General features: G+C 67.6%; 19 protein-coding genes and 1 pseudogene. 11 read left to right on the top strand and 9 right to left on the bottom strand.

Annotated elements, in window-relative coordinates:
- Positions 1 to 244 precede the first annotated feature (244 nt).
- Positions 245 to 2,464: an RICIN domain-containing protein gene (locus tag NE236_RS00560; RefSeq protein ID WP_252839754.1), complete on the bottom strand. Its 2,220-nt coding sequence runs from the start codon at positions 2,462 to 2,464 to the stop codon at positions 245 to 247.
- 501 nt (positions 2,465 to 2,965) lie between these two features.
- On the opposite strand from NE236_RS00560, the gene NE236_RS44900 reads away from it, so the two are divergent.
- The 4 genes and pseudogenes from NE236_RS44900 to NE236_RS44895 form a co-directional block, all read left to right on the top strand.
- Positions 2,966 to 3,283: a LacI family DNA-binding transcriptional regulator gene (locus tag NE236_RS44900; protein ID WP_372494205.1), complete on the top strand. Its 318-nt coding sequence runs from the start codon at positions 2,966 to 2,968 to the stop codon at positions 3,281 to 3,283.
- Between the two features lie 235 nt (positions 3,284 to 3,518).
- Entirely contained in the window at positions 3,519 to 4,232 is a 714-nt protein-coding gene (locus tag NE236_RS00550; RefSeq protein ID WP_289849759.1) for a sugar phosphate isomerase/epimerase family protein, read from the top strand.
- Between the two features lie 504 nt (positions 4,233 to 4,736).
- Complete coding sequence (locus tag NE236_RS00545) at positions 4,737 to 5,357, top strand: TetR/AcrR family transcriptional regulator (protein ID WP_252839752.1); 621 nt, start codon at positions 4,737 to 4,739, stop codon at positions 5,355 to 5,357.
- Between the two features lie 253 nt (positions 5,358 to 5,610).
- Positions 5,611 to 6,009 (top strand): annotated as a pseudogene (locus tag NE236_RS44895) (molybdopterin-dependent oxidoreductase); the annotation flags it as partial.
- A 195-nt stretch (positions 6,010 to 6,204) separates the two neighbouring features.
- Here the strand turns inward: NE236_RS44895 and NE236_RS00540 are convergent.
- Positions 6,205 to 6,921, bottom strand: coding sequence for a hemerythrin domain-containing protein (locus tag NE236_RS00540; RefSeq protein ID WP_252839751.1), 717 nt, complete (start codon positions 6,919 to 6,921; stop codon positions 6,205 to 6,207).
- Positions 6,922 to 8,584: 1,663 nt separating this feature from the next.
- Here NE236_RS00540 and NE236_RS00535 point away from each other — a divergent pair.
- The gene (locus tag NE236_RS00535; RefSeq protein WP_252839750.1) at positions 8,585 to 9,229 is read left to right on the top strand and encodes an alpha/beta hydrolase; all 645 of its coding nucleotides are present in this window, start codon (positions 8,585 to 8,587) and stop codon (positions 9,227 to 9,229) included.
- An 86-nt stretch (positions 9,230 to 9,315) separates the two neighbouring features.
- Here the strand turns inward: NE236_RS00535 and NE236_RS00530 are convergent, their stop codons facing one another.
- Positions 9,316 to 12,057 (bottom strand): helix-turn-helix transcriptional regulator, encoded by a 2,742-nt coding sequence (locus tag NE236_RS00530; protein WP_252839749.1) that lies wholly within the window; start codon positions 12,055 to 12,057, stop codon positions 9,316 to 9,318.
- Between the two features lie 492 nt (positions 12,058 to 12,549).
- Between NE236_RS00530 and NE236_RS00525 the strand changes: the two genes are divergently transcribed.
- The 4 genes from NE236_RS00525 (at position 12,550) to NE236_RS00510 (ending at position 16,428) form a co-directional block, all read left to right on the top strand.
- Positions 12,550 to 13,413 carry an alpha/beta fold hydrolase gene (locus NE236_RS00525; protein WP_252839748.1) on the top strand — a complete coding sequence of 288 codons (864 nt, stop codon included), beginning with the start codon at positions 12,550 to 12,552 and terminating at the stop codon, positions 13,411 to 13,413.
- 187 nt (positions 13,414 to 13,600) lie between these two features.
- Complete coding sequence (locus tag NE236_RS00520) at positions 13,601 to 14,320, top strand: hypothetical protein (RefSeq protein WP_252839747.1); 720 nt, start codon at positions 13,601 to 13,603, stop codon at positions 14,318 to 14,320.
- Between the two features lie 42 nt (positions 14,321 to 14,362).
- Positions 14,363 to 15,340 (top strand): MBL fold metallo-hydrolase, encoded by a 978-nt coding sequence (locus NE236_RS00515; protein ID WP_308209034.1) that lies wholly within the window; start codon positions 14,363 to 14,365, stop codon positions 15,338 to 15,340.
- Between the two features lie 47 nt (positions 15,341 to 15,387).
- A complete protein-coding gene (locus NE236_RS00510) occupies positions 15,388 to 16,428 on the top strand; it encodes an NAD(P)-dependent alcohol dehydrogenase (RefSeq protein WP_252839745.1) in 1,041 nt (346 codons plus the stop codon).
- Here NE236_RS00510 and NE236_RS00505 read toward each other — a convergent pair.
- From NE236_RS00505 to NE236_RS00495, 3 genes are all read right to left on the bottom strand, one after another.
- A complete protein-coding gene (locus tag NE236_RS00505; protein WP_252839744.1) occupies positions 16,395 to 16,796 on the bottom strand; it encodes an ATP-binding protein in 402 nt (133 codons plus the stop codon). The two genes, NE236_RS00510 and NE236_RS00505, sit on opposite strands and share 34 nt — an antisense overlap.
- 122 nt (positions 16,797 to 16,918) lie before the next feature.
- Positions 16,919 to 17,275, bottom strand: coding sequence for a hypothetical protein (locus NE236_RS00500; protein ID WP_252839743.1), 357 nt, complete (start codon positions 17,273 to 17,275; stop codon positions 16,919 to 16,921).
- A gap of 184 nt (positions 17,276 to 17,459) precedes the next feature.
- Positions 17,460 to 17,810 carry a hypothetical protein gene (locus tag NE236_RS00495; RefSeq protein ID WP_252839742.1) on the bottom strand — a complete coding sequence of 117 codons (351 nt, stop codon included), beginning with the start codon at positions 17,808 to 17,810 and terminating at the stop codon, positions 17,460 to 17,462.
- A gap of 102 nt (positions 17,811 to 17,912) precedes the next feature.
- Between NE236_RS00495 and NE236_RS00490 the strand changes: the two genes are divergently transcribed.
- On the top strand, positions 17,913 to 18,518 hold the full coding sequence (locus tag NE236_RS00490) for a TetR/AcrR family transcriptional regulator (protein ID WP_252839741.1): 606 nt from the start codon (positions 17,913 to 17,915) through the stop codon (positions 18,516 to 18,518).
- 1 nt (position 18,519) lies between these two features.
- On the opposite strand, the gene NE236_RS00485 is transcribed toward NE236_RS00490, so the two are convergent.
- Both NE236_RS00485 and NE236_RS00480 read right to left on the bottom strand, forming a co-directional pair.
- Positions 18,520 to 19,305 carry an enoyl-CoA hydratase/isomerase family protein gene (locus tag NE236_RS00485; protein ID WP_252839740.1) on the bottom strand — a complete coding sequence of 262 codons (786 nt, stop codon included), beginning with the start codon at positions 19,303 to 19,305 and terminating at the stop codon, positions 18,520 to 18,522.
- A gap of 85 nt (positions 19,306 to 19,390) precedes the next feature.
- Entirely contained in the window at positions 19,391 to 20,119 is a 729-nt protein-coding gene (locus NE236_RS00480; RefSeq protein WP_252839739.1) for a gamma-glutamyl-gamma-aminobutyrate hydrolase family protein, read from the bottom strand.
- A 446-nt stretch (positions 20,120 to 20,565) separates the two neighbouring features.
- Here NE236_RS00480 and NE236_RS00475 point away from each other — a divergent pair, with 446 nt between their 5' ends.
- Entirely contained in the window at positions 20,566 to 21,690 is a 1,125-nt protein-coding gene (locus NE236_RS00475; protein ID WP_308209033.1) for a globin domain-containing protein, read from the top strand.
- 37 nt (positions 21,691 to 21,727) lie between these two features.
- Here the strand turns inward: NE236_RS00475 and NE236_RS00470 are convergent, their stop codons facing one another.
- Positions 21,728 to 22,534 carry a helix-turn-helix domain-containing protein gene (locus tag NE236_RS00470; RefSeq protein ID WP_252839737.1) on the bottom strand — a complete coding sequence of 269 codons (807 nt, stop codon included), beginning with the start codon at positions 22,532 to 22,534 and terminating at the stop codon, positions 21,728 to 21,730.
- Positions 22,535 to 22,676: the final 142 nt, after the last annotated feature.

Genomic DNA, 22,676 nt, shown 5'->3' with positions numbered 1-22,676 from the left:
GCTCAGGACCCGTACACCTGGAGCTCCCAGAGCGAATAGCCATAGGAAGTGCCGTGCTGGGTTCCGGTGCCGCCGCCCGGCGGCTTGTTGTCGACGGCGACACCCGATACCGCGCTGCCCGACCTGGCCCGGCACCCTTGGCAGCCCGCTCGATGCTCGACATGGAGCAGCACCCGGACATCGCCGAACTCCCACCAGGAGGAGTGAGGGCTGGGGCGGAGCCCTCACTCCCGCGGCTCTCGAATCAGGGGCCGCTGGTCAGGTAGGCGACGGTGCTACCTGAGCGGACGGCGCTGCCGGAGTTGTTGATGATGTGGCTGATGGTGCCGGTGCCGCCGAGGGAGACGGTGACCATGTCGTGGAAGGCCGAGCCGGTGGAGGGGACCTCGATGGCCCGGTCGGCGACCACGCCCGAGTTCGTACTGAAGTAGCAGTAGACGCCGAGCCCCCAGGCCTGGTGGGAGGTGACGCCTGCGGCGACCTTGTAGGAGGCGTAGCCGTTGGTGCCGCCGCCCGGCGTCCAGCTCGCGTTGTTGGGGACGTCGTACGGCATCTCAGATTGGTAGAAGTACGTGCGGCCGCCGTTGCCGTTCCACAGCACCTGATACTGCTGATAGTGCTCGGCGAAGAGCCCGTACGCCGTGACGTTGGCGCCGTTGACGACCAAGCCGTTGGCGGCGGTGTTGGTGTTCCAGCCGACGCCGCTGCCGTGGTCGGCGCGCCAGAGCCACGAATGGTCGATGATCGTGTCGTTGCTATTGATCACCAGCGACTGGGTGGCCTTGCCGGCGACGTCGCCGCCGACGCGGAAGAACACGTCGTGCAGGGTGATGGGGTCGGCGGAGTGGCTCGCGGAGGAGCCCGCGGGACCGACCTGCATGAGCGTCTCGCTGTTGGTGGTGCCGGCGCTGATCATCAGCCCGGAGACGTCGATGCCGTCGACGTCGGCGGTGGTGATGGCGGTGACGCCGTTGTCCGGTACGAACGTGGCCAGGCCGAGCCCGAGGACGACGGTGTCGGGCCGCGTGATGTTCAGCGGCGCGTTCAGGTGGTAGACCCCCGGGGTCACCAGCAGGTTCTTGCCGGACGCGAGGGCGGCGTTGATGGTCGCCGCGGTGTCGCCGGACTTGACGACGTAGAACTGGGTGATGGGAATGGTGGTGCCGGCCGTGCCACCGGAGGTCCAGTCGGGCCCGACGGAGTTGGTGCGCTGGGCGGGGACACGCACGTTGTAGAGGCCGGTGGAGTCGACGTAGAGGTACGGCTTCTCACGCAAGGTCGGTGTGGCGGACACGTTGGTGTACGTCGGGAACGACTGCCCGGGGGCGCCGGTGTCGCCGACGAACACCATGTTCCAGTTCGAGCCGGTCCAGCTGCCCATCGCGGTGTTGCGGGTGAGGAACTGCTGCTGGGTACCGGAGTTGATCTGGCCCGAGACACGGCTGTCGCCGATGTATCCGCCGGACGACCAGTTGCTGGAGTTGTTGCCCGAGGTGTAGTCGTCCAGCGTCATGTTGCCGTGGACGTCGACGCGCCGGAACGGGTCGGCCTGCGAGACCGCCCATTCCAGGGTGCCGGAGCTGGGCGTGTCAGAGAGATTCTCGACTCCGCGCCAGAAGTTCTGCGTGGCGTTGCCGCCGGACCAGGCCGCGTCCACGTGCACGCCGCCGCCGGTCAGCGAGACGTCGGTGGGCTGGGCGCCGAGCCCGGCCACCTGGGTGTAGAAGCCGACGGGGACGTCGACGTTGTAGCTGCCGGGCATGAACAGCAGCGCGTACCGGTTCGTCCCAAACTGGTTGGTCTGCTGGGAGCTGTAGACCGAGTTGATCGTGGACTGGATGCTCGACGCCGACATCGACGGGTCGAAGATCTTGACGTTCGGTCCGAGATCGGGGTTGTTCGGGTTGGTCGGCGGCGTGCTCCCGCCTACGGGAGTGAGGGTGAACGACTGGGCGCCCGAGCCGTTGCAGGTGTACTGCTGGAGCTGGACGCCGTCGGCGGTCGACGCCCCAGGGACGTCCAGGCATTTCCCGCTGTAGCGATTGACGAAGTGGTAGTTGCCGCCGGACTCCTGCACCGGCTGCCACTCCTGACTGGTCCAGCCGCCGTTCGACCACAGGTGGATCTTGGCGCCGTCGGCGGTCGAGGGGCCGTCGACGTCGATCGCGGGCTGCGATCCGTTGGAGTTGACGATCACGTAATAGCCGGCGTCGGCGGCGGTCTTCAGCTGCCACTGCTGGGCGGTGGTGGCGTTGCAGGTGTACTGCTGCACGGCGGTGCCGTTGGCGGTTCCGGCCGCGGCGGCGTCGACGCACTTGCCGCTGTTGGCGCTGACGAAGGTGTAAGGCGTGTTGACCGCGAGGGCTGCGGACGCGGGCGCTGCGGTAAGGGCGCAGAGCGCGGCGGCCGCCAGCGCGGTCGCCGAACTCAGTGCGAGCGCGCGCCTACCGGACAGATGTCGCATGGGGGTTCCTTCGCTTCGGGGCAGGATCGCTGTGGATCGCAGCGGAGGCATGGCGCATTTCGTGGGGCCCGGCGCGCGCTGGCGGGCACGTGCGGGTCCCGGTCGGGACGGTCCGGTTCCGGTTCGGTCCGCCCGTTGCCGCCGTCGAGGCGCGGCGGGGCTCAGGGGTGGGTCAGGCGGGGAGGCTCCGCCTGCGGGGCGGCAACGGGTGATCTGGTCAAGGCATGCCGGAGCTCCCTGTTCGAGACGAGCCCGTCGCGCCCGGCGGACGCCGGCGTCGGCGGGGACGGTCGGGGCCAGACCCCGTTACTCCGGAGAGCATGACGGTCCTCGAAGGTCCGATGCGTGCGGTGCCAACGCCGACTACCGACCCGGACGTCGCAGCGGTGGCAACTGGAAGGAAACACCGAACGTATCAAGGTGTCAATCAGATGACGCATCTTTTTTCTCGGCGTGAAGAAAGTAGTGCTCTCCTTCTGGACAGAGCTCTTGCGTCCCCGGATGATGGGTTCGAGGTGGCATGGGTTCGTCGACCACCCTCGTGAAAGGAGGCCGTATGTAACGGCGATGAAAGAGCATCAGCCTGTGCGACAGCGAGCAACCGTCCGGCAGGTCGCCGAGGAGACCGGGCTGTCGATCGCCACCGTCTCCCGCGTGCTCAACGGCCAGAACAATGTCGCCCCGCGCACCCGTGAGGTGGTGCTAGAGGCCGCCGGAAGGCTCGGCCACCGACCGCCGCACCGGCGCTCACCCTCTTCGCGCACCGCCTCGGTGTCCTGCCGGGTGCCGTGCACCATGACGACGAAGTCGTCCGCATAGCGAACAATCCGCCAGTTCGGCAGGTACTTGCGGCGGCGGGTGGCGCGTCGGCTTTCGGTCGACATCGCCCCGCCGGGTTTCCATGGCCCGTGCAGGTGCTCATCGAGCACCGACAGGGCGATATTGGCCAGCAGCGGAGACAAGAGTCGGGTAAGGACGGCGCGTTGCCGCGCCGCCCTCCCCTCAGAACCGGACTTGAACATTTCTATTCATCCGGCTCAAGCAGACCCGTTAACTGGACACACCCATCCGACGCGAGGCCATCGAACTGGTCAGCCAGGCCGCCGACCTCACCCGCCGGCTCGGCGGCGATTACGTCAAACTGTGGCCGGGCCAGGACGGCTGGGACTATCCCTTCCAGGCCGACTACAAAGCCCTGTGGACGATGTCGATCGAGGCGGTCCGCGAGCTCGCCCAGCGCCACCCCGACCTGCGCTTCGCCATCGAGTACAAACCCCGCGAACCCCGCAACCGCATGACCTTCTCCTCCGCCGCCCGCACGCTGCTGGCCATCGAGGAGATGGACGTCCCCAACGTCGGCATCCTGCTGGACTTCGGGCACTCGCTGTACGGCCTGGAATCACCCGCCGACGCGGCTCAGATGATCATGGCCAGGGACAAACTGTACGCGATCGACGTCAATGACAACTTCCGGGGCTGGGACGATGACATGGTCGTCGGCTCGATCCACCTCGTGGAAACCTTCGAGTTCTTCCATACGCTCGCCCAGGCGAACTGGCAGGGCGTCTGGCAGCTCGACCAGTTCCCCTTCCGGGAGAACGCCGTGGAGGCCGCCCGCGCCGGCATCGAGGTCATACGCACCATCTGGCACGCCCTGCAGATCCTCGACACCGACGCCCTCGCCGACGCCCAAGCCCGGCAGGACGCCCTCGCGGCCCAGCGCATCGCCCGAGCCGCGCTGCTGAGCGCCCAACTCGACGGCCGGTAACGAGCGACCCGGACGCTCAACCGCCGACAGTGCCGAGATCGATGTGGCAATGACGCCTCGGATTCCTGCCACACCGCCTCTGCCGCGCACCGGTTACTGCCGAGCGCGACATCGAGGAGGCCGTAGCGGAAGCCGCGGCGCGGCTTCCGCTACGGCCCTCCCCAGTCGCGGTACGGCGAGCTTCGACACGTTCGACAAGGACGGCCGGTCCGCAGGCCTCCGCCCTCCTCTCCTCGCTGCCGCGTCCGTCACCGTGGGCCGGACGACCCGACGAGCGCCCACTCGCCGTCGATGGGAAATCCCGCCCATCAATCGATCTCCGCCGCCGCTTGCCCTCAGGGCCGGATCCTGGTGTCGCCGGCCTGTCAGACGGCCTGGCTTGCGGATCGCGCGTCGAAGCGTGCGAGCGGCATCGATCGGCGGCGACAGACCGAGGCCGGCGAACCGGTGGTCACCGCGCCGTACCCGTCGGCCTGGCCCAATGTCTTGGATAAAGTCGATCAAGTGACGTCCTCGCGCCCGTACCACTCGCCCCACCGCGCCCGCGCCGCCGCCCAGACCCGCGCGGCGATCCTGGGGTCCGCGCACCGCCTGTTCCTGCGCGACGGCTATGCCCGCGTGACGGTCGCCGACATCGCCGCCGACGCCGGCGTCGCGGTCAAGACCGTCTATGCCAGCGCCGGCTCCAAAAGCGACCTTCTCGACGCGATCGTCGACGCGGCCGTGGCCGCCTCGGAACATGAGGCCACCATTGCCCGCGTACGCACGAAGCGGACCATGGCCGCGGTCACCAGGGAACTGGCGCACGGAACCCGCACCGGCAACGAGAACGGCCGCGAGGTGCTCACCATCGTGCGCAACGCTCTCGGCGTGCACGAGGGCGCCGCCGCGCTGTCGGACCGAGCCTTCGCCGCCTATCGCTCCCAGCTGCACGCCGTAGCCGAACACATGTCGTCCCTCACCTCGCTCCCCGAAAGCACCGACCGGGTGGCCGACCTGCTGTGGCTGTGGTTCGGGCCGGAGTCCTGGCGAGTGCTGGTCGAGGACTGCGGCTGGAGCTGGGACGAAACCGAGGACCGGCTGTACGCCAACGCGCTCGCCGTGCTCACCTCGCCGACGACGTGACCGATCGGCCACCCTCGATCACCGGGGTGCGCGGACAACGGGGAGTCATGGTCTGCATGGGTGCACTGTCTGCGGCATCTCGACACTGACTCAGGTATTGATCTCGCGGTCTGGGTGAGGCCGACGATCACGCTTCCTGACGGCCCAGCCTTCACGGCGTTCTCCCCTGCCGTCGCACGTGTGCATCGCGCTGGGAGATCGGCACGGGTCCAGAGCAATACGCGTTACGCCTTTCCCTCTCAAGCCGGCCCTCATGGGAGCGGCCGCGTTCAACAGCAGCGTCGAGCGCCGGATCGGCCGGCCGGCGCGGACCGCCGATACCGAGCAGGTACAGCGGCCAACCCCCGACCGGTCGAATCATGACCACGCGACGGGACACGGCATGGCGTTCGCCACGGTGCGCGGTCGAACGTTCACGGACCCCATCTTGTGCCCACGTCCGATGTCGCCGCTACGACCGCCTTCCTCCCGTGTTCCCACTGGACTGTCCGGTCTGGTGCCCGGCCCCGGCGGGCTCCGCTACTACAGCGTCGTCGGGTCGGTACCCCATAAGGATGCCTCGAATTACCGGCTGACCGTCGGCGGCCTGGTCGATCGTCCGGCGACGTACACGCTTGACGCCTTGCGCGCCATGGCGCAGATCCGGGTCGTTCACGATGTGCAAGTCCATCTTCATGCCGGGATCTGCCTGACCGGATGGGTGACGGCCTCATGCCATGTCGCCAGTGCGCCCACCGGGCCCTGGATCAGGACCACGGCCTCCGACGGCCTGACGGCGCGCGTCCGCGCCCAGACTGCCCGGCCCACCGGCGACCACTCGTCGCGGCTTCTGCGGAACCGCCTGAATCTAGACGCCTGCGTCGGCGGCCCCGCGGACGCTGTTGATGCGGCTGTAGAGCCGGGTGCCGAACACTCGCCACAACACGCGCGCCGGTGGCGGCATCGTGGACAAAAACCATGCCTGCTCGCCTGGGGTGGCGTCTTCCAAGACGGCACCCGCGAGGATCAGCTTGGCGGCCAGTCCGGACGGTCCTTTCTTCATGGCGGCGTGCTGGGGTGCGAGCCATTCGGGCACCGTCAGGTGCTCGTGGATGAGCGGCAGGACGGCGGTCTCCTCAAGCGCGAGGTGTTCCTCCAGAGCCGTATGGAGTTGCCGCAGGTGGCCGGTCAGCCGGTCGCGGGTCGACAGGTCGGCGGTCCGCGACCAGGCAGGGAGATCCGGCTGGATCATCCCGACGAGGGCCGCGACGGTCTGGTGCTGGACCTCCATGGCCTGAAGCAGCGACTCCTCGAGCGGGACCCGGGCGCGCAGGAGCGGCCACAGCAGTTCGTCTTCGCTCTCGTGGTGCTCGTGGAGCATCCCGAGGATCAGTGACGCGTGGCCGGCGATCCGACCGGCCCGCCCGGTGTCGCCGGCCGCCACCCCGGCCACGAGATCGGGCAGCAGCCGAAACTCCCGGCGCAGGGCCTTGTGGATGACCTTCATCTGCGCGGTCTCCGGCTTGTCCGCGGGTGCGGACGGGTCGATCAACGCGCTGAAGCCCTCGCGCCCGCCACGATTCATACCACGCCCCATATTTTCAATAGACATCAGTTAACATCAAAGTGTGTCACAACGTAGCTGTACATCCAAAGTCCGGGCCCATGCCGCTCGCGGAACCGCGTCGCTTCGCTCACCGACGGCCGGGAAATCCTGCGGCTGACCGCCCACACCACGGGCTGAGGTGACCCGCCGGCACCCGAACTGACCGGATCCCCCCTTTATCGGCTGGTGGTGGGGGCGCCGACGGCTATCCGAACGCTCATCGATTCAGTCTGCGTCCGACACTGCCGAGCCTCAGATCTCCTGGCGACGACGCCCGAGCGCTTCAACCGTCGGGCCGGCTCCGCACCACGCACCGCGCCGGATGCCCATCTCCGGCTGATCTTCGACCGCCCAGCCCAGGGAACACAGCGGACTCCCAGGAAGCACAGCCGCTCTCGCGAGCCGACGGCCCGCGGATCGTCGTGGTCGCCGTAGCTGCGTTCCGGCGTCTGATCACGGCGCGAAGGCCGGCGCTCAGACCCTGCCGGCGATCGCCCTCGAACGGGCGGCTACAGCTGCGGGATCGAAGCAGCATCGCTGCTGAGCCTGGTGGCGCTTCAGCGCGGCGACGTCGCCGAGGCGCGCCGGAGACTGACGAGCTGATTCGGCCCAGCCGGTACGGAGGAACGAGCGCCGCGTGCCGTCGCTGCTACGTGTCCGAGGCTGGGTCACCGCGGCCGAAGGCAACGTCGACGAGGCGGTTTCGCTGCTGTCACCGTTGGTATTCGCGGGCTGCGCGGTCGGTACGCACGTGCGATCGGTGTTCGCTGGCTCGGCGTACGCTCCCGCGTTCAGCTCAGCAAGATCATGCACGAGCAGGACACCTCTTTGCGTGTCCAGGCCGACCGAACTCGCGACCTACGGGCGGCCCCAGGACGACCTCGTTCGCGCACCAGCGGTCGTCCTGCGCTCAGGACCAGCCGGACCGCCCACGTCCGTAGCCGCCCGCGATCGAGCCGGCGATGGCTTCGCCGCCGACCTTCCCGTGGGCCGCGGCTCGCATTACGCGGAGGTGGCGGCAACGGTGGTCGCCGCTGCCGCGCACGGCCGGGATGACGCTAAAGCCAGCCCCCGGCGATGAACTGGACAGGGTCCTCTCCAGGGTGCTCGCGAATGCCGAACACAGCCCGAGCCATCGACCACAGGACCGTCCAATAGGGCGCCGTCGCGCCCCAGGAAAGCCCGAGACCGCGACGCCCTGCTTACGTAACAATGCCGAGCCGACCAGTGCAGAGAAATCACACGAACGTAGTAGGTGGGGGCCGTTGACCTGGCGGCGCCCCATGCAGGTGGCTGCGTCAGGTCAATGTGAGGCCGCTCGCTTCGCCAGGCAGGACGTCGGATCGATTCTTCGATGGGTGCGGCGGCCGGCCTTTAGCGACTCAAGCCCCAAGGCCCCAGCGCACAGGCGCCGATCCGGCGTCACCTGTTTGGGTGATACAGCCCATTTCAGGTGGCGTGATCTCCTGAACCGAACGGATCACACGTCCGCGCGGACTCGACCGGTCCAGCAAAGCCGAGAATCACCACGGACACCGTGCGGGCGCGCCCTACCCGGACGGCAGGAACCGCCCCGAGCACATGCCGCGCAGGTGGGCGCCCAGGAGCGGCAGACACAATCCGCTAGAACGAGGAACCGTAAGTGACACGTACGCACATGATCGTCCTGCCGGGCGGAGGGTACGCAGCGCATGCCCAGCACGAGGCTGAGCCGATCGCCGATTGGCTCAGCGGGCTTGGGATTCAGGCCAGCGTTTTCCGTTACCCACTCAACGTCCGTCACCCGGCGCCCCTCGTCGCGCTCCGCGCCGAGATCCGGCGCCGTCGCGCGAGCGGAGCCGACAACATCGGCCTGATCGGCTTCTCGGCCGGCGGTCACCTGGCCGGCCTCGCGGCTCTCGCGCCCGGCGCCGAGCCGGCCGACGCCGTACAGTTCGCGGTTCTCGGCTACGCGATCACATCGATGGAGACGGAGACCTACCGTCCCTCCCGACTGATCCTGCTCGGCGAGGACGCGAGCTCGGAGGCGCGCCGGTCGACGTCGCTGGACAAGCTGGTGACGCCTCAGTCACCGCCGTTCTTCGTTTGGCACACCGCTGAGGACATCTACGTCCCTCCAGAGCACAGCTACCGCTTCGCGGCAGCGCTCGCCGCCAACGGCGTCCCGCATGCGCTCCATGTGTTCGCCCACGGGCCGCACAGCCTCGGCCTGGCGGAAGGCGCCGGAGACACGGCGGTCTGGACGACGCTGGCCGCGTCCTGGCTACGCGAACACGTACGAACCTGAGGCTGCCGGCCCCGACCGGCGCCGGGGCGGTGCGAACGCTTCGAAGAGCCAGCCCCTGAACAGCCGTTCGGCGGGCAGGTCGATGCTCAGCGCGCCATCTCCTCGTGCAGCGCGTTGGCCAGTTGCACTCGCGATTGGATGTTGAGTTTCGCGAAGACGGAGCGAAGGTGGGTGCCGACGGTGTTGATCGACACGTCCAGGGCGGAGGCGGCGGATTTGTTGGTGTGACCGGCCGCGATGAGCCTGGCGACGCGTCGCTCGGCGTCGGTCAGTGACGACCAGCCGGTCGTCGGTCTCGAGGCGACCGCGGACCATTTGGCGCGGCGAGCTCCGGCTTCGCGCATCGTGCGTTCCACCTCAGCGCGGTAGACTCGAGCGTCCATCTGGTGGTATTCGTTCCAGGCTCGATCGAGCTGGGCCAAACCGGTGGATCGGCTTCCAGCGGCGAGAAGTGCACGTCCATAGGATTCGGCCCCGTAACCTCGCAATATCGGGCGTGGGCTGCGGGCAAGGATATCCGCAGACTGGGCGATCAGCTTCAGATCGTCGCTGCTCCGCCCGCGTAGGTTGAGGGCGACCCCTTCGGAGCTGGCGACGCCCGGATTGCGGGCCGCCGCGACCTCGGCGACGTCGACGACTGCGGCGGCGAAGTCGTCATCCACGGCCATGGTGCCGAGATCAAAAAACAGTCCCACCCAACAGGGCCACAATGGCCAGTAGCTGCATGACTTGTCCGCTCCTGCCAGCACCGCCCGAAGCGAATCGAGTGCCGACTGGAGGTCGCCGCGGGCTCCGGCGAGCCAACCGCGTACGACCGTGAGCCCGGGCCGGCGTACGGCGTCGTCAATGTCGGTGAGGTCATCGGCGCGCCGCAGCTGAGCCGCAGCGGCCTCGATGTCGCCGCGCAGGAGCGAGACGGCGATGCGGACGATGATCGCGTCCAGGGTGTAGACGCCGTTGCCGAGCTGTTGTCCGAGTTCGGTCAGCGTCCGGCCACCGGCCTCGGCATCGTCGAGGCGGCCGAGGTAGAAGTCCTGCCACACCTGGGCGCAGTGCACGGACGGCAGAATCGTTTCGGTGACATTACGACTGTCCGCCCTGGCTTGATTCAGCAGAGTTTGGGCGTGGTCGTACCGATCCAGGAATTGCAGCGCCGTAATCTCTTCGGCGAGGTAGGACGTCTCGAAGAGGGAGCGCAGTTCACGAAAGTGCCGCAAGGACGTTGGGTGGCGCCCTTCGTTCCTGGCGGCCTCGCCGGCCGCCTGCAAGGCAAGCGTGAGCGCCTCTCGATCGTCGGCCGCCCGCGCGTGCTCGACCGCCGCCGTGGCCTCGCGTGCGGCTGCGTCGCCGGTGGCCACCCTGGTGTTGGCCAGCGCGTGTACCGCGCGCAACCGTGCGTTGACCGCGGGGTCCAGTGTGGTGAATTGAAGGGTCCGCTCGGTACGCGACAGCAACTCGTTGATTCGCCCGCCCAGCCACAGCGCGCGAGCGGCGTCGACCTCGACCTGTGCGGTCAGGTTACCGTCGTCGACGCGGGCAAGGATCAGGTCGGCGACCGCGATGGCCTCGGCCGGGCGCTGTGTCCGGCGCAGAACCGACAGGCAGCGTAGGCTCAACTCGAGCCATTCCGCCTGAGCCGGACGCACTGTATGAAAGGCGAGCGCCGCCAGTTCGCCCGCGTCGTCGGCGCTGATCTCGGCCAGCGCCTCTGCCGCCGAGATGAGGGTCAGCGCGCTGGCGAGGTCACCAGGAGTGGCTGCGGCTCGCGCGTGCGATGCGGCGACAAGTGGTGCCTCGGCCACCGTGAGGTAGTAGTCGGCGAACATCTGGTGGAGTCGGCGTGCGAGGTTGCCGGGGACAGCCGCGTAAACCGCCTCGCGGACCAGGTCGTGACGGAATGTCAAGGCGCCGTCGGCTGCGGTGATCAACCCGGACTCGATCGCGTCGGCCACGGCTCGCTCACTGCCCACATCGCGCATGCTGGGCATCAGCGCCGTTACGTCGCGCATCGGCAATGGGCGACCCGCTACAGCCATCAGTTGCACCAGATCACGTGGCGCGTCAGTCAGTTCGGCGAGCCGGTGCGCGACCGCGGCAGTGAACTCGGCGGGGACTGTATCGGGCTCTCCCCGAACAGCTGAGCGGGCAAGGCTGTCGATGATCTGGGTCGCGAGAAACGGGTTTCCGTCGGCGGCTTCAAGGAACCGCCGCGTCCGCTCGTCCGGTACTCGCCCGAGGCGATCCTGCGCGATGGCCGCAAGTTCCGATGCGCTCAGTGGCGCGAGTTGGATGTGTTCGACGCGGATCGGGTCGTGGCCGATCAACTCGAGACCGAGGTTGTCCTCGCGGCTCGCCAACAGCCACACCACAGGCAGACCGATCAGGCGAGAAACCAATGTGCGCACCAGGAACCGACTGGTCCGATCAGCCCATTGGACGTCGTCGATCGCGATGAGCAACGGCCCTGCCATCGCGACGCTCTCCAAATAAGATGCGATCTTATCAACAAGCACCATTGGTTCGTTGACCATGCGCGTGATCTGCTCGTACTCCGAAGCGGTGGTCAACGGGTCGCGCCCCGCTCGCAGCATCGCGATCACCGGAGCACCCGGCCAGACCTGTTCGATCTGGTCGCATTTGCTAGTGGCGACCCGGATTTTCATTGTGGCGGCCTGTTGACAGATCTCCGACAGTAGAGCCGTCTTTCCGATGCCCGATGGCCCGGAGATCAGCACCACGCCACTCGATCCGTGTCGACGCGCACCGCGCAGCGCTGACAGTGCGCGCTGTTTCGGCTCGCTACGACCTCGCAGGGGTCCCGAACCCACCTGACCACCTCTGGTTCCGAAATTTCTGAGCGACCGACCCGACCGGCGCTCCGATGCCTCTCAGGGCCTGTGAGCAGCGGAAACGGCTCACCGATGATACGCCGGTTTCGCACCGACACGGGGGTCTTGCGACCTCCGTGGCTTCTCAGCTCATCGCGAACTGCGCGATGAGCCGGCAAACAGGTGATGTTCACTCGATGGGACATGCCCTGGATCATGCCGCCGGACCGCGCTTCCCCACCTATTCATGTGAGAGACAAGCCGCCGACTGTTCATCGAGCCTGGTTCCAGATCGAACGAGGAGCACGTCCCCTCGACCAGCCGACGGGTGTGGGCACGGAGAGAGTGCACTGTGTGACCAGGGAACTCCGCGGACACCGTCCGGGATCCAGTTGCAGCGGTCCCGAGCCTCATGGCTTATGGGGGATTGACCGCGCGCCTCCGGTACCCCGCGCCGGGGACCGGAGCACGCTCCAGTGAGAGGTGGATTCGATGGAAGGGACAACGCCGATGGTGCTGAACTACTCCCAGGCGCCGATCAGGAAGGTGACCGCCGCCACCGGAATCGAGTACGCGTATCGCGAGGTCGGTGAGGGTGGGGTGCCGCTGGTGCTCTTGATCCACTTCAGGGGCAACCTCGACAACTGGGACCCGGCGCTGGTGGACGCCCTGGCCGGCAGCCGGCGCGTCATCGCTTTCGACAACACCGGCGTCGGCGGATCCAGCGGCACCACACCCAGCGCGGTCGCGCAGATGGCGCTGGACGCCATCGCCTTCATCGAGGCAATCGACCTGGAGCAGGTCGACATCCTAGGGTTCTCGCTGGGGTCCTTCGTCGCCCAGGACATCGCGCTGATCCGGCCCGCGCTCGTCCGGCGTGTCGTGCTCGCCTCGTCAGCACCCCAGGGCGCGCCCGGCATGCACGGGTGGGCGAAGTGGGTCATCGATTCGGTAGGCGAGCCGGGGATCATCCCGGCCAAGCTCCTCGACGTCTTCTACACCCAGTCTCCCGAGAGCCGGACAGCGGGCGAAAAGGCGCTCGGCCGCATGTTCTCCAGGAGTGAGCTGGACACGGCGACGACATGGCAGACCCGCCAGGCACAATACGACGCAGTCTGCACCTGGGGGATCCCCAACTTCTCACTTCTGGAGCGCGCGGCCGCGATCCAGGCACCGGTGTTCGTCGCCAACGGCGACAGTGACCCGATGATCCTCCCGCGTTACTCCCACCTGCTGGCCGGCCTCATCCCCAGCGCGGAGATCAAGATCTACCCGGATGCGGCACACGGCTTCCTTTTCCAGCACCACGAACAGTTCGCGAGTGACGTCGCACGATTCCTCGACCGGTCGCGCTAGCGGGCACACTCCGATGGAGAAACCATGTCCACCGACACCGCCATCGGGTACGACGACTCTGCGGGCCGGCACACGAGCCCGCTACCTCGCGTGCGAGGGCGGCGACCCGTGACAGAACGTCATCGCCGCCTGGCTGCTACTTCGCTCGAGCAGCTCGGATCCTCGTACCAGGAATGGAGAACGCCGCATGAGTGACCTACTGGATCTCGTTCTCGAGGCCCATGGTGGCCTCCAGCGGTGGCAAGAAGCAAGAACCATCCACGCCAAGGGGTCCCTGGGCGGGCACCTGTGGACCCTTCGCGGTCAGGAGGGAATCCTCGCCACTGCCGACATGACCGTCGACGTGCAGCGGCAGCGGCTGGTTTACGAGGGCTTCACCAGCCCGGAACTGCGCGGTCTGTTCACGCCTGACCGCGTCGCGATAGAGCAGCAGGACGGCGAAGTCGTCGCCGAGCGGACCGCTCCACGCGAAGCCTTCGCCGGCCACGGCCCCGACACCCCGTGGGACCAGCTCCACGTGCTGTACTTCGCGGGCTACGCAATGTGGAATTACCTCACCGCCCCCTACCTGCTGACGCGCCCCGGCGTCGTGGTGGAGGAGCTGGAACCGTGGCGGGAGGCCGGTGAAGACCGGCGACGGCTGCGGGCCAGATTCCCCAAGGACATGGCCACGCACGCCACGGAACAGGTCTTCTACTACAACAGCGCTGGCCTACTGCGACGCCATGACTACGCTCCCGACGTTCTCGGCGGCATCCCGGCTGCGCACTTCACCGACAACCACGTAACAGCGTCGGGATTGGTCTTCCCCACCCACCGGTACATCGTGCCCGTTCAGCAAGATGGCCACGTTTTGCCGGAACCGATCCTTATCGCCATCGACCTCACCGAGGTTTCCGTCGCCTGACGATGATGCGAGTGTCCAAAGTCAACACCAAAGGGCAAGATTATGACCGAGACTCCCACTTTTCCATCGACCATCGGCGGTGAGTTCGTTGCCCCTTCGAAGGACCTTATTCTTCCAGTAGGAGCCCATATCGATCAACTCTTCCGGCGCACAATGACTGAGCCTTTCGTTCTGCAGAGACTGTCGGATCGCTCATATTGGGTCGAGGTCGGAGTCTTCGCCACTCTCTTCTACGTGGGAGAAGATTCCGTCCTCCTCATGGATCCCATCGAGCACTGTTACGACGGCGTAGTCGCGGCGATCGAATCGGTGACGCCCAAACCCATCTCGACCATCGTCTACACGCATTTCCATGCGGATCACATCGGCGATGCGGATAGGTACGTCGAGCTAGCACGTCAGGACCGCCGCGCGCTTCGCATCGTCGCCAGCGAGATGACGGCCAGGAAGCTTGAGGCCGTTAACAGTGTGTTGCCGCGCCCGACCGAGACGGTCGCCTGGCCAAAGGGGAGTTTCACCTTCGAAGATCTCAGGGTCCAGATGCATGGTTTCGAGTGGGCAGCGCACACGGACGACCACTCGGCATGGCTGCTGGCCACCGAGAACATCGTGCACTGCCCCGACCTGATGGGTCCGGACCAACCGCCCTTCTGGCGCTTCACCGCCAACGAGAGATTCCTGTTCGCGGAACGCAACCTGAACGAAGTCCAAGAGATGGAGTGGGATTTCCTCTCAGCGGGCCACGGAAACGTCGGTTCTCGCGCCGACGTTCAGTTCGAACTCGGATATTACACGGACATCCGGGATGCAGTGACGCAAGCCTTCAAGGCTCATCCCATCACCGACTTCATCGACCCCTCACAGGGAGCCCATTCCGCCTGGTTCCCGTCGCAGCTCGCAGCCGTTGCCAAGGATGCGGTGGACCTGCTACGACCGAAGTACGGCCAGTACTACGGCTTCGAGGCGAGCGCGCCTTCCAACGCCGAGCTCGCGGCTTTCACCGTCTTCGCTTTCCGTTGAGCAAGACCATTTGTGGGCCTGATAGAGGATCGAGGGAGAACCCCGGCATGACGACTGTTACCGCATACGCCGCACCCGCCGCCAAGGCTCCGCTGGAGCGCACCACGATCGAGCGGCGCGGGGCCGGCGAGCTCGATGTGCTGATCGACATCAAGTTCGCCGGTATCTGCCACTCCGACATCCACCAGGCCCGGGAGGGCTGGGGCGAGGCGATCTTCCCGATGGTCCCCGGCCACGAGATCGCCGGTGTCGTCTCGGAGGTCGGCCCCGGCGCGACCCGGTTCAAGGTCGGCGACCGTGTGGGCGTCGGCTGCATGGTCGACTCCTGCCGCGAGTGCGAGAACTGCACGGCGGGCCTGGAGCAGTACTGCATCCGGCGTCCGACCTGGACCTACAACGCCGTCGGCAAGGACGGCGAGCCGACCTACGGCGGCTACTCGCAGAAGATCGTGGTCGACGAGAACTACGTCCTGCGCATCCCCGACGGCCTGTCCCTGGACGTGGCTGCCCCGCTGCTGTGCGCTGGCATCACCACGTACTCTCCGCTCAAACACTGGAACGTCGGCCCCGGCAAGAAGGTCGCCGTGGTGGGCTTCGGCGGGCTCGGCCACATGGGCGTCAAGATCGCGCACGCGCTGGGTGCCGAGGTGAGCGTCCTGTCGCAGTCCCTGCGCAAGAAGGACGACGGCGTGCGGCTTGGCGCCGACCACTACTACGCCACCGGCGACCCGGCGACCTTCGACAAGCTTCAGGGCACCTTCGACGTGATCCTCAACACGGTCTCGGCACCGCTCGACTTCGGCGCCTTCCTGTCACTGCTGCGCACGGACGGCGCGATGGTGAACGTCGGCCTTCCCGAGGAGCCGGTCCAGATCCAGCTCTCCTCGGTGTTCGGCAACCGGCGCAGCCTGACCAGCTCGAGCATCGGCGGCATTCCCGAGACCCAGGAGATGCTCGACTTCTGCGCCGAGCACGGCCTCGGTGCCGAAATCGAGCTGATCCACGCCGACCAGATCAACGAGGCGTACGAGCGGGTGATCAACAGTGATGTCCGTTACCGATTCGTGATCGATACCGCGACGATCTGACCCTGCTCCCACTCCCTTGGGCCCCGGCGGCGCTGTCCCGGGGCTATCGGTGCTTCCGGGCGTCCCCGGACGCGCAGCGGATACGGTGTGTCCACGTACGTGGGTCGGTTCAACGGCAATGCGGCTTCGAACAGGGCACCGCCGCCCGGCCGGGCGCGTACGACGAGCGATCCGCCGTGTCGCGCCACCACATCGCGCGCGATGGCGAGACCGAGCCCGGCGCCGCCGTCGTCCGCGGCCCGCGTGGCATCGAGGCGTACGAACCTCTCGAAGATCCGCTCACGCTGATCCTCCGATACAGACCGATCGTCGACCCGGAAAGCGGCTGGTCCCCCGCATCCAACCTCGCCAACAAACGGGCGAACCATGGAGGGCGGAGCTTGTACTCAGCCGAGAAATGCCGGCGCTTCGGCCGATCACCCCGAGGCCCCTCGGCCTCCAGGTCGCGCTTCGTCATCGTCACAGTCTGCAACACCAAATCTCGCCCTGCTCATGCCACTCTGGGAACTCCATCCCCACTTGTCTCGCTTGAGCCTGACACGGAGGGCTCGGCCACGATCGACCGGGCCGCCCGCCGACCCTCTTCGAGCAGGAAGTAGATGTGCTCCACGACCCGATCTTGACCCAGGATCTGCGTCTTACGCAGCGGCTCGCGCTCGACCAGCGGGGCTAGGGCGTCATCGAGTTCCTCGAAGGCCCCGTACTTGTAGCGCAGCATCGCAAAGCGCCACAGGTCTGGCTCCTCGGACTCCAGAATTTCGGACGCCAAATCCAGCAGGCGACGTACGTCGGGCGTTGCCTCGTACTCATTCATCAGCTCGAAGGCGAGGTAGTCCGGATTGCGCACCCAGAAGTCGAGCTTCTGCAGACGTACCTAGTGGCTCTGACCTGCGCTGATCGCTTCTTAACAAGAGGGAGACCGTGTCACCGGGGATCTGGGTTTTGTCCTGTTCCGGTGTTTTTGCTAGTCAGGGCCGCGCGGCCGGGGATCGGGGGGATGACCCCGGCCACGCGGCGGTCAAATGGGGCGCTCAGCGCCCGTCGGTGACCTTCATTATCTGCCACAGCTCCTCGCGGAGCCGGTCACGACAGACACGGTACTGTGCCCAGTCGCCGCCGAAGGCTTTCATTACGACATATTCCTCATCATCGGCGGTCTTCCGCACCGGGCGGGAATCGTGCACGGCATCGTGCATCTCCCTCCACAGACGGTCACGCCAGGCGTGATAGAGCTCTACGTCGCCACCGAATCTGGTCGCCACCAGCAATTTCTCGTCGCGGATCGCCCAGCCCGCGAGGTCGGATCCGTTTCGACGCGACGCGGGCCGGGTGAGCGCGCCGGGAGCCGAGCGGTGGCGCTTGCCCGGAGGCCACACCTTCATGACATCTCTCCTCGTCCTGCTCACATGAGTAAGGACGCGTCACGCCGCCGCGCGGATGACAGGGATGTTCCCGCACCGCCGTCTCTCTGGGAGTCTGAGAGCATGCACCAACGTCGTCGGCTCCACGAAGACCTGCTCGACGCCGCCGCCGGCCTGATCATCGAGCGCGGGTTCCGGGGGGTCCGGATGCAGGACGTCGCCGATGCGGTCGGGGTCAGCCGGCAGACGGTGTACAACGAGTTCGGGGACAAGTGGGGCCTGGCGCAGGCGCTGAACCTCCGGGAGAACGAGCGGTATCTCGATGGCGTGGACGCCGCGCTGTCCGACCACGCCGACCTGTACTCCGCGGTCGCGGCCGCCGTGTCGTACACCCTGCGGACCGCCGCGGACGACCCGTTGAAGAAGGCGACGCTGACCGGGGAGGGCAGCGGGGATCTGCTCCCCCTGATGACGACGCGCGCCGAGCCGGTGTTGTTCGCCGCGCGGGAGCGCATCGTCAGCCATGCCGTGCGCCAGTGGCCGGAGCTCGACGCGGCGGAGGTCGCCGAGATCGCCGACGTGGTCATCCGCCTGACGATGAGTCACGTGATGCTGCCGACGGACCCGGTCGAGGTCGTGGCCGAACGCCTGGCCCGGCTGGTCGCGCGCTACCTGCGGGCGCCGATACGGAGCGAGGCGGGCGGGTCCGCGTCCCCTGGTTCGCTTTAGGTCAGAAGCGCGGTGGGCGCTTCTCGCGGAGCGCCTGGACGCCCTCGCGCAGGTCCGGGCCGCCGAAGCCGTAGAACTCCAGGGCCAGCGACGCGTCGAAGGCGGGTCCGGCCATCCGCAGCCAGTTGTTGAGGGCGTACTTCGTGAACGTGATCGCCTGGGCGGCGCCGTCGGCCAGGCGGCCGGCGATCTCCAGGGCCTTGTCGTGCACGGCGTCGTCGTCGACGCAGACGCTGACGAGACCGATCCGCTCGGCCTCCTCACCGGTGAGCGGTTCGCAGAGCAAGAGGTGGTACTTCGCCTTGGCCATGCCGCACAGCAGTGGCCAGATGACGGCGGCGTGGTCGCCGGCGGCGACGCCGAGCCGTGTGTGGCCGTCGATGATCCTCGCGGTGCGGCCCGCGACCGAGATGTCGGCGAGCAGAGCCACGGCCAGGCCCGCGCCGACGGCCGGTCCCTGGATCGCACTCACGACCGGCTTGCCGCAGTTGAGAACGTTGTAGACGATGTCGCGGGCCTCGCGCAGGACCCGGGAGCGGACCTCGTAGTCCGCCATCATCTCCTCGATCATGGCCAGGTCGCCGCCGGCGGAGAACGCGGTGCCCGCTCCGCGCACGACCACGGCGCGTACGTCCTCGTCCGCGTCGGCGTCCCGCCAGATCTGCGCGAGCTCCCGGTGGCCGGTCGCGTCGACGGCGTTGAGGCGTTCGGGGGCGCTGATCGTCACGCGGAGGACGCCCTCGCGAGCCCAGTCGATCCGCAGCCGCTCGTACGATTCATAGCTCACCGGTCCGACCTCCGCGCTGGGCTGGCCTGAGCCTATCCCGAAGATCGCGAAGCCGTCCCGTTCCGACCGCGGCCGGGCCGGCCGCTCAGAAACGGCCTTCGGACGCCGCTCGCACGAACGCCTCGAACAGGCGCGGGTCGTCGCTCTCCTCGGGGTGCCACTGCACGCCGATGCCGAACCGGTGGCCCTGCAGCTCGACCGCCTCGACGACCTGGTCTTCGGCCCAGGCGACCGCGACGAGCCCCTTGCCCAGGCGCTTGACGGCCTGGTGGTGACGGGTGGCCACCTCCGCCTGCTCGCCGAGGATCCGGCCCAGGGCGCTGGAGCCGCTGATCTGCACCCGGTGGGTGCCCGTCCGGCCGGAGGCCGGCGCGTGGACGTCCCCGCCGACGACGTCGGGCAGGTGCTGGATCAGGCTGCCTTCCCGGACGACGTTGAGCGCCTGCATGCCGCGTCCGATCGCCAGGAAGGGCAGGTCGGTCTCGATCGCGGCGCGCAGCAGGGTCAGCTCGAAGCGGTCACGGTGCGGCTGCGGCGGACCGGTCCGTTCGTGCGGGGACTCGCCGTAGAGATTGGGGTCCAGGTCGGCGCCGCCCGCGAAGACGAGTCCGTCGAGGCGTTCGACGTGTGCCGGGACGGCTGCGCGGAGCGACGGCGGGACGAGCACGGGCACGGCTCGCGCGCGCTCGAGGGCACGGAGGTACGACGCGGGCAGCAGGGCCGCCTCGCGTACCCAGTCGCTCCAGCGCGCGGGCTCCAGGTCGGTGGTGATTCCGATGAGTGCGGGCCCGGTGCCGTACGTCGACCCTGTCATCCAGAGCCTCCTCCCGAACGCCTGCGGCGGTGTCTCGTTGGTCTGGGCCATCATGGCGCATGACGGAGCCGGTGGACGCTCGTCCGTGACGCGTCGCACGTCCGGGCCGCCCTGCACCTGAGGCCCCCCTCACGTACGACCCGAGGACCCGAGTTTCGCGGGAACATCCTTCCGTACGCGAGGGAGATCCCAAGTAGAGATTTCTTCAAACTCGTAGATATTTCTTCTATCGTTCTCAGTATGCAGCCAGGCGCACGCCCTCAGCAATTTCATACCGATCGGTATCCGACAATCAGCCGCAATTACTCTCTGATCACATATAATCCGCATTTGATTACGCTTCGTACATCTCGGGATTAGCGCTCTCCAAGAGGTTGATGTTCTGCCTGGTGAGATGCGAAACTCGCTCCACGGGGGCAGGCGGGAACGAGCGACGGGAACGGGCAGTGGAATCAGTGGAATCACTGAAACCTCGGGTGATCAAGGAAATCTACGCACTCATCGAGCCACACGCGGAAAAGTGCATCGCCTATTTCTACGGGCGCCTCTTCGCGGAGAACCCACGCCTTCGCGCACTTTTCCCCTCGAGCATGACCGCGCCGCGCGATCGGATGTTCCACGCCCTCTCCCAGATGACCGGAAGCCTGGACAATCCAGAGACCTTCACCGGCCTCCTCGCCCGGCTCGGGCGGGACCACCGCAAGTTCGGGATCGCTCCGGACCACTACGACGCGATGGGCCGGGCGATGCTGGCGACGCTCCGCGCGTACGCCGGCGAGGCCTGGACCGCCGAGATGGAGTCGGCCTGGACCACGATGTACGCCACGGCGACCGCGATCATGGTCCAGGCCGCCGAAGAGGACGCCGCGCAGGCACCTCCCTGGTGGATCGGGGAGGTCGTCGAGCACGACCGCCGCACTCCGGACATCGCGGTGCTGACCGTACGGCCGAGCGAGGCCCTGTCATACCAGGCCGGGCAGTACGTCACCGTCCAGACCTCCCGCTGGCCCCGAGTGTGGCGGCCGTACTCGATCGCGAACGCGCCGGGCGACGACGGGCTACTGCGCTTCCACGTACGAGCGGTGCCGGCGGGGTGGGTGAGCGGGGCGCTCGTCCGCCATACCGCGGTCGGCGACGCGCTCCTGCTCGGGCGCGCGTCGGGCGGCATGGTCCTCGACGCCGAATCCGACCGCGACGTCCTGTGCGTGGCGGGCGGCACCGGGCTCGGCCCCGTGAAGGCGCTGGCGGAGGAGGCCCTCCGGACCTGGGAGGACCGCGACGTCCATCTACTGTTCGGCGCGCGCACCACCGCGGACCTGTACGACCTGCCGGCCCTCCAGGCGCTCGCGTCCGGCCGGCCGCGGTTCCACGCGGTGCCCGTCGTCTCGGAGGATCCGGCCTTCGACGGCGTACGGGGGCTCGTGCCCGACGTCCTCGACCGCTTCCAGGACTGGTCCGGTCACGACGTGTACGTCGCCGGGCCGCCCGGGATGGTCTCGCGAACCGTCACGAACCTCCAGGAGCTGGGCGTTCCGGCCGCACGGATCCACTACGACGCACCCGACCGCTGACGCCCGCACGGCCGGGCGCTCCGGCGACCTACCCGCCCTAGTGTCCTGACTCCGCGCGCTCGCGGAGCACCGCCGCCGTCTCGTCGTCCGCCGGGAAGAATGCCTCGATGGCGAGCTCGGCGAGCGTGATGTCCGCGGCCGCGCCGAACGTCGTCACCGTGCTGAAGAAGCTCAGCACCCGGTCGCCGTACCGCAGGCTGGTGGGCAGCGCGATGTCGTAGGTCGACCCATGGGCCGGGTCCTCGTTGACGTCGGGACCGTACGCCTTCGTCTCCTCGTGCAGCGCGGCGAGCTCCGGATCTCCGGTGAGCGACACCTGGCGCGCCATCCGGGCGACGAGATGCGCCCGCACCTCCGGGAGGTTGACGACGCGGGACGCCAGTCCCTTCGGGTGCAGGGCGAGCCGGTGGACGTTCACCGGAGGACGGACCAGTTCGTCGGGCACGTCCTCCAGGAAGAGCATGGCGGCGTTGTTGGCCATGACGAGGTTCCAGAACCGGTCGACGACGAGCGCGGGATACGGCTCGTGCCCGTCCAGGACCCGGACGAGTGCCTGGCGCGCCGGGCCCATCTCCGGCGCGTCGATCGAGCGCTGCGAGTACACCGGCGCGTACCCCGCCGCGATCAGGAGATCGTTGCGCTCGCGCAGGGGCACGTCGAGCCGCTCGGCCAGCCGGAGGACCATCTCGCGGCTCGGGTGGGAACGGCCCGTCTCGACGAAACTGAGGTGACGGGTGGAGACGTCGGCGTCGAGTGCCAGCTCCAGCTGGCTGAGCCGCCGGCGGTGACGCCAGTCGCGCAGCAGGTCGCCGACGGGGCGCGTGGAAGTCGTTGTGGTGACCATGACGACCAGACGTTATCGGGCACCGTGGTCCGCGGCGATTACCTGTGAGGTAGTCGACGCGATGACGCCGTTCGCCCGCCGGGGCGGGCCGGGAACCCGGTCGGCGCGGCGCACTGGCGTCTCATGGGAAAATTCCTCCTGA

It is taken from the genome of Actinoallomurus purpureus, assembly GCF_024055795.1.
GTDB lineage: Bacteria > Actinomycetota > Actinomycetes > Streptosporangiales > Streptosporangiaceae > Actinoallomurus > Actinoallomurus purpureus.
Note: the sequence above shows the minus strand (reverse complement) of the source record. Positions and strands in the feature narration are given on the sequence as shown.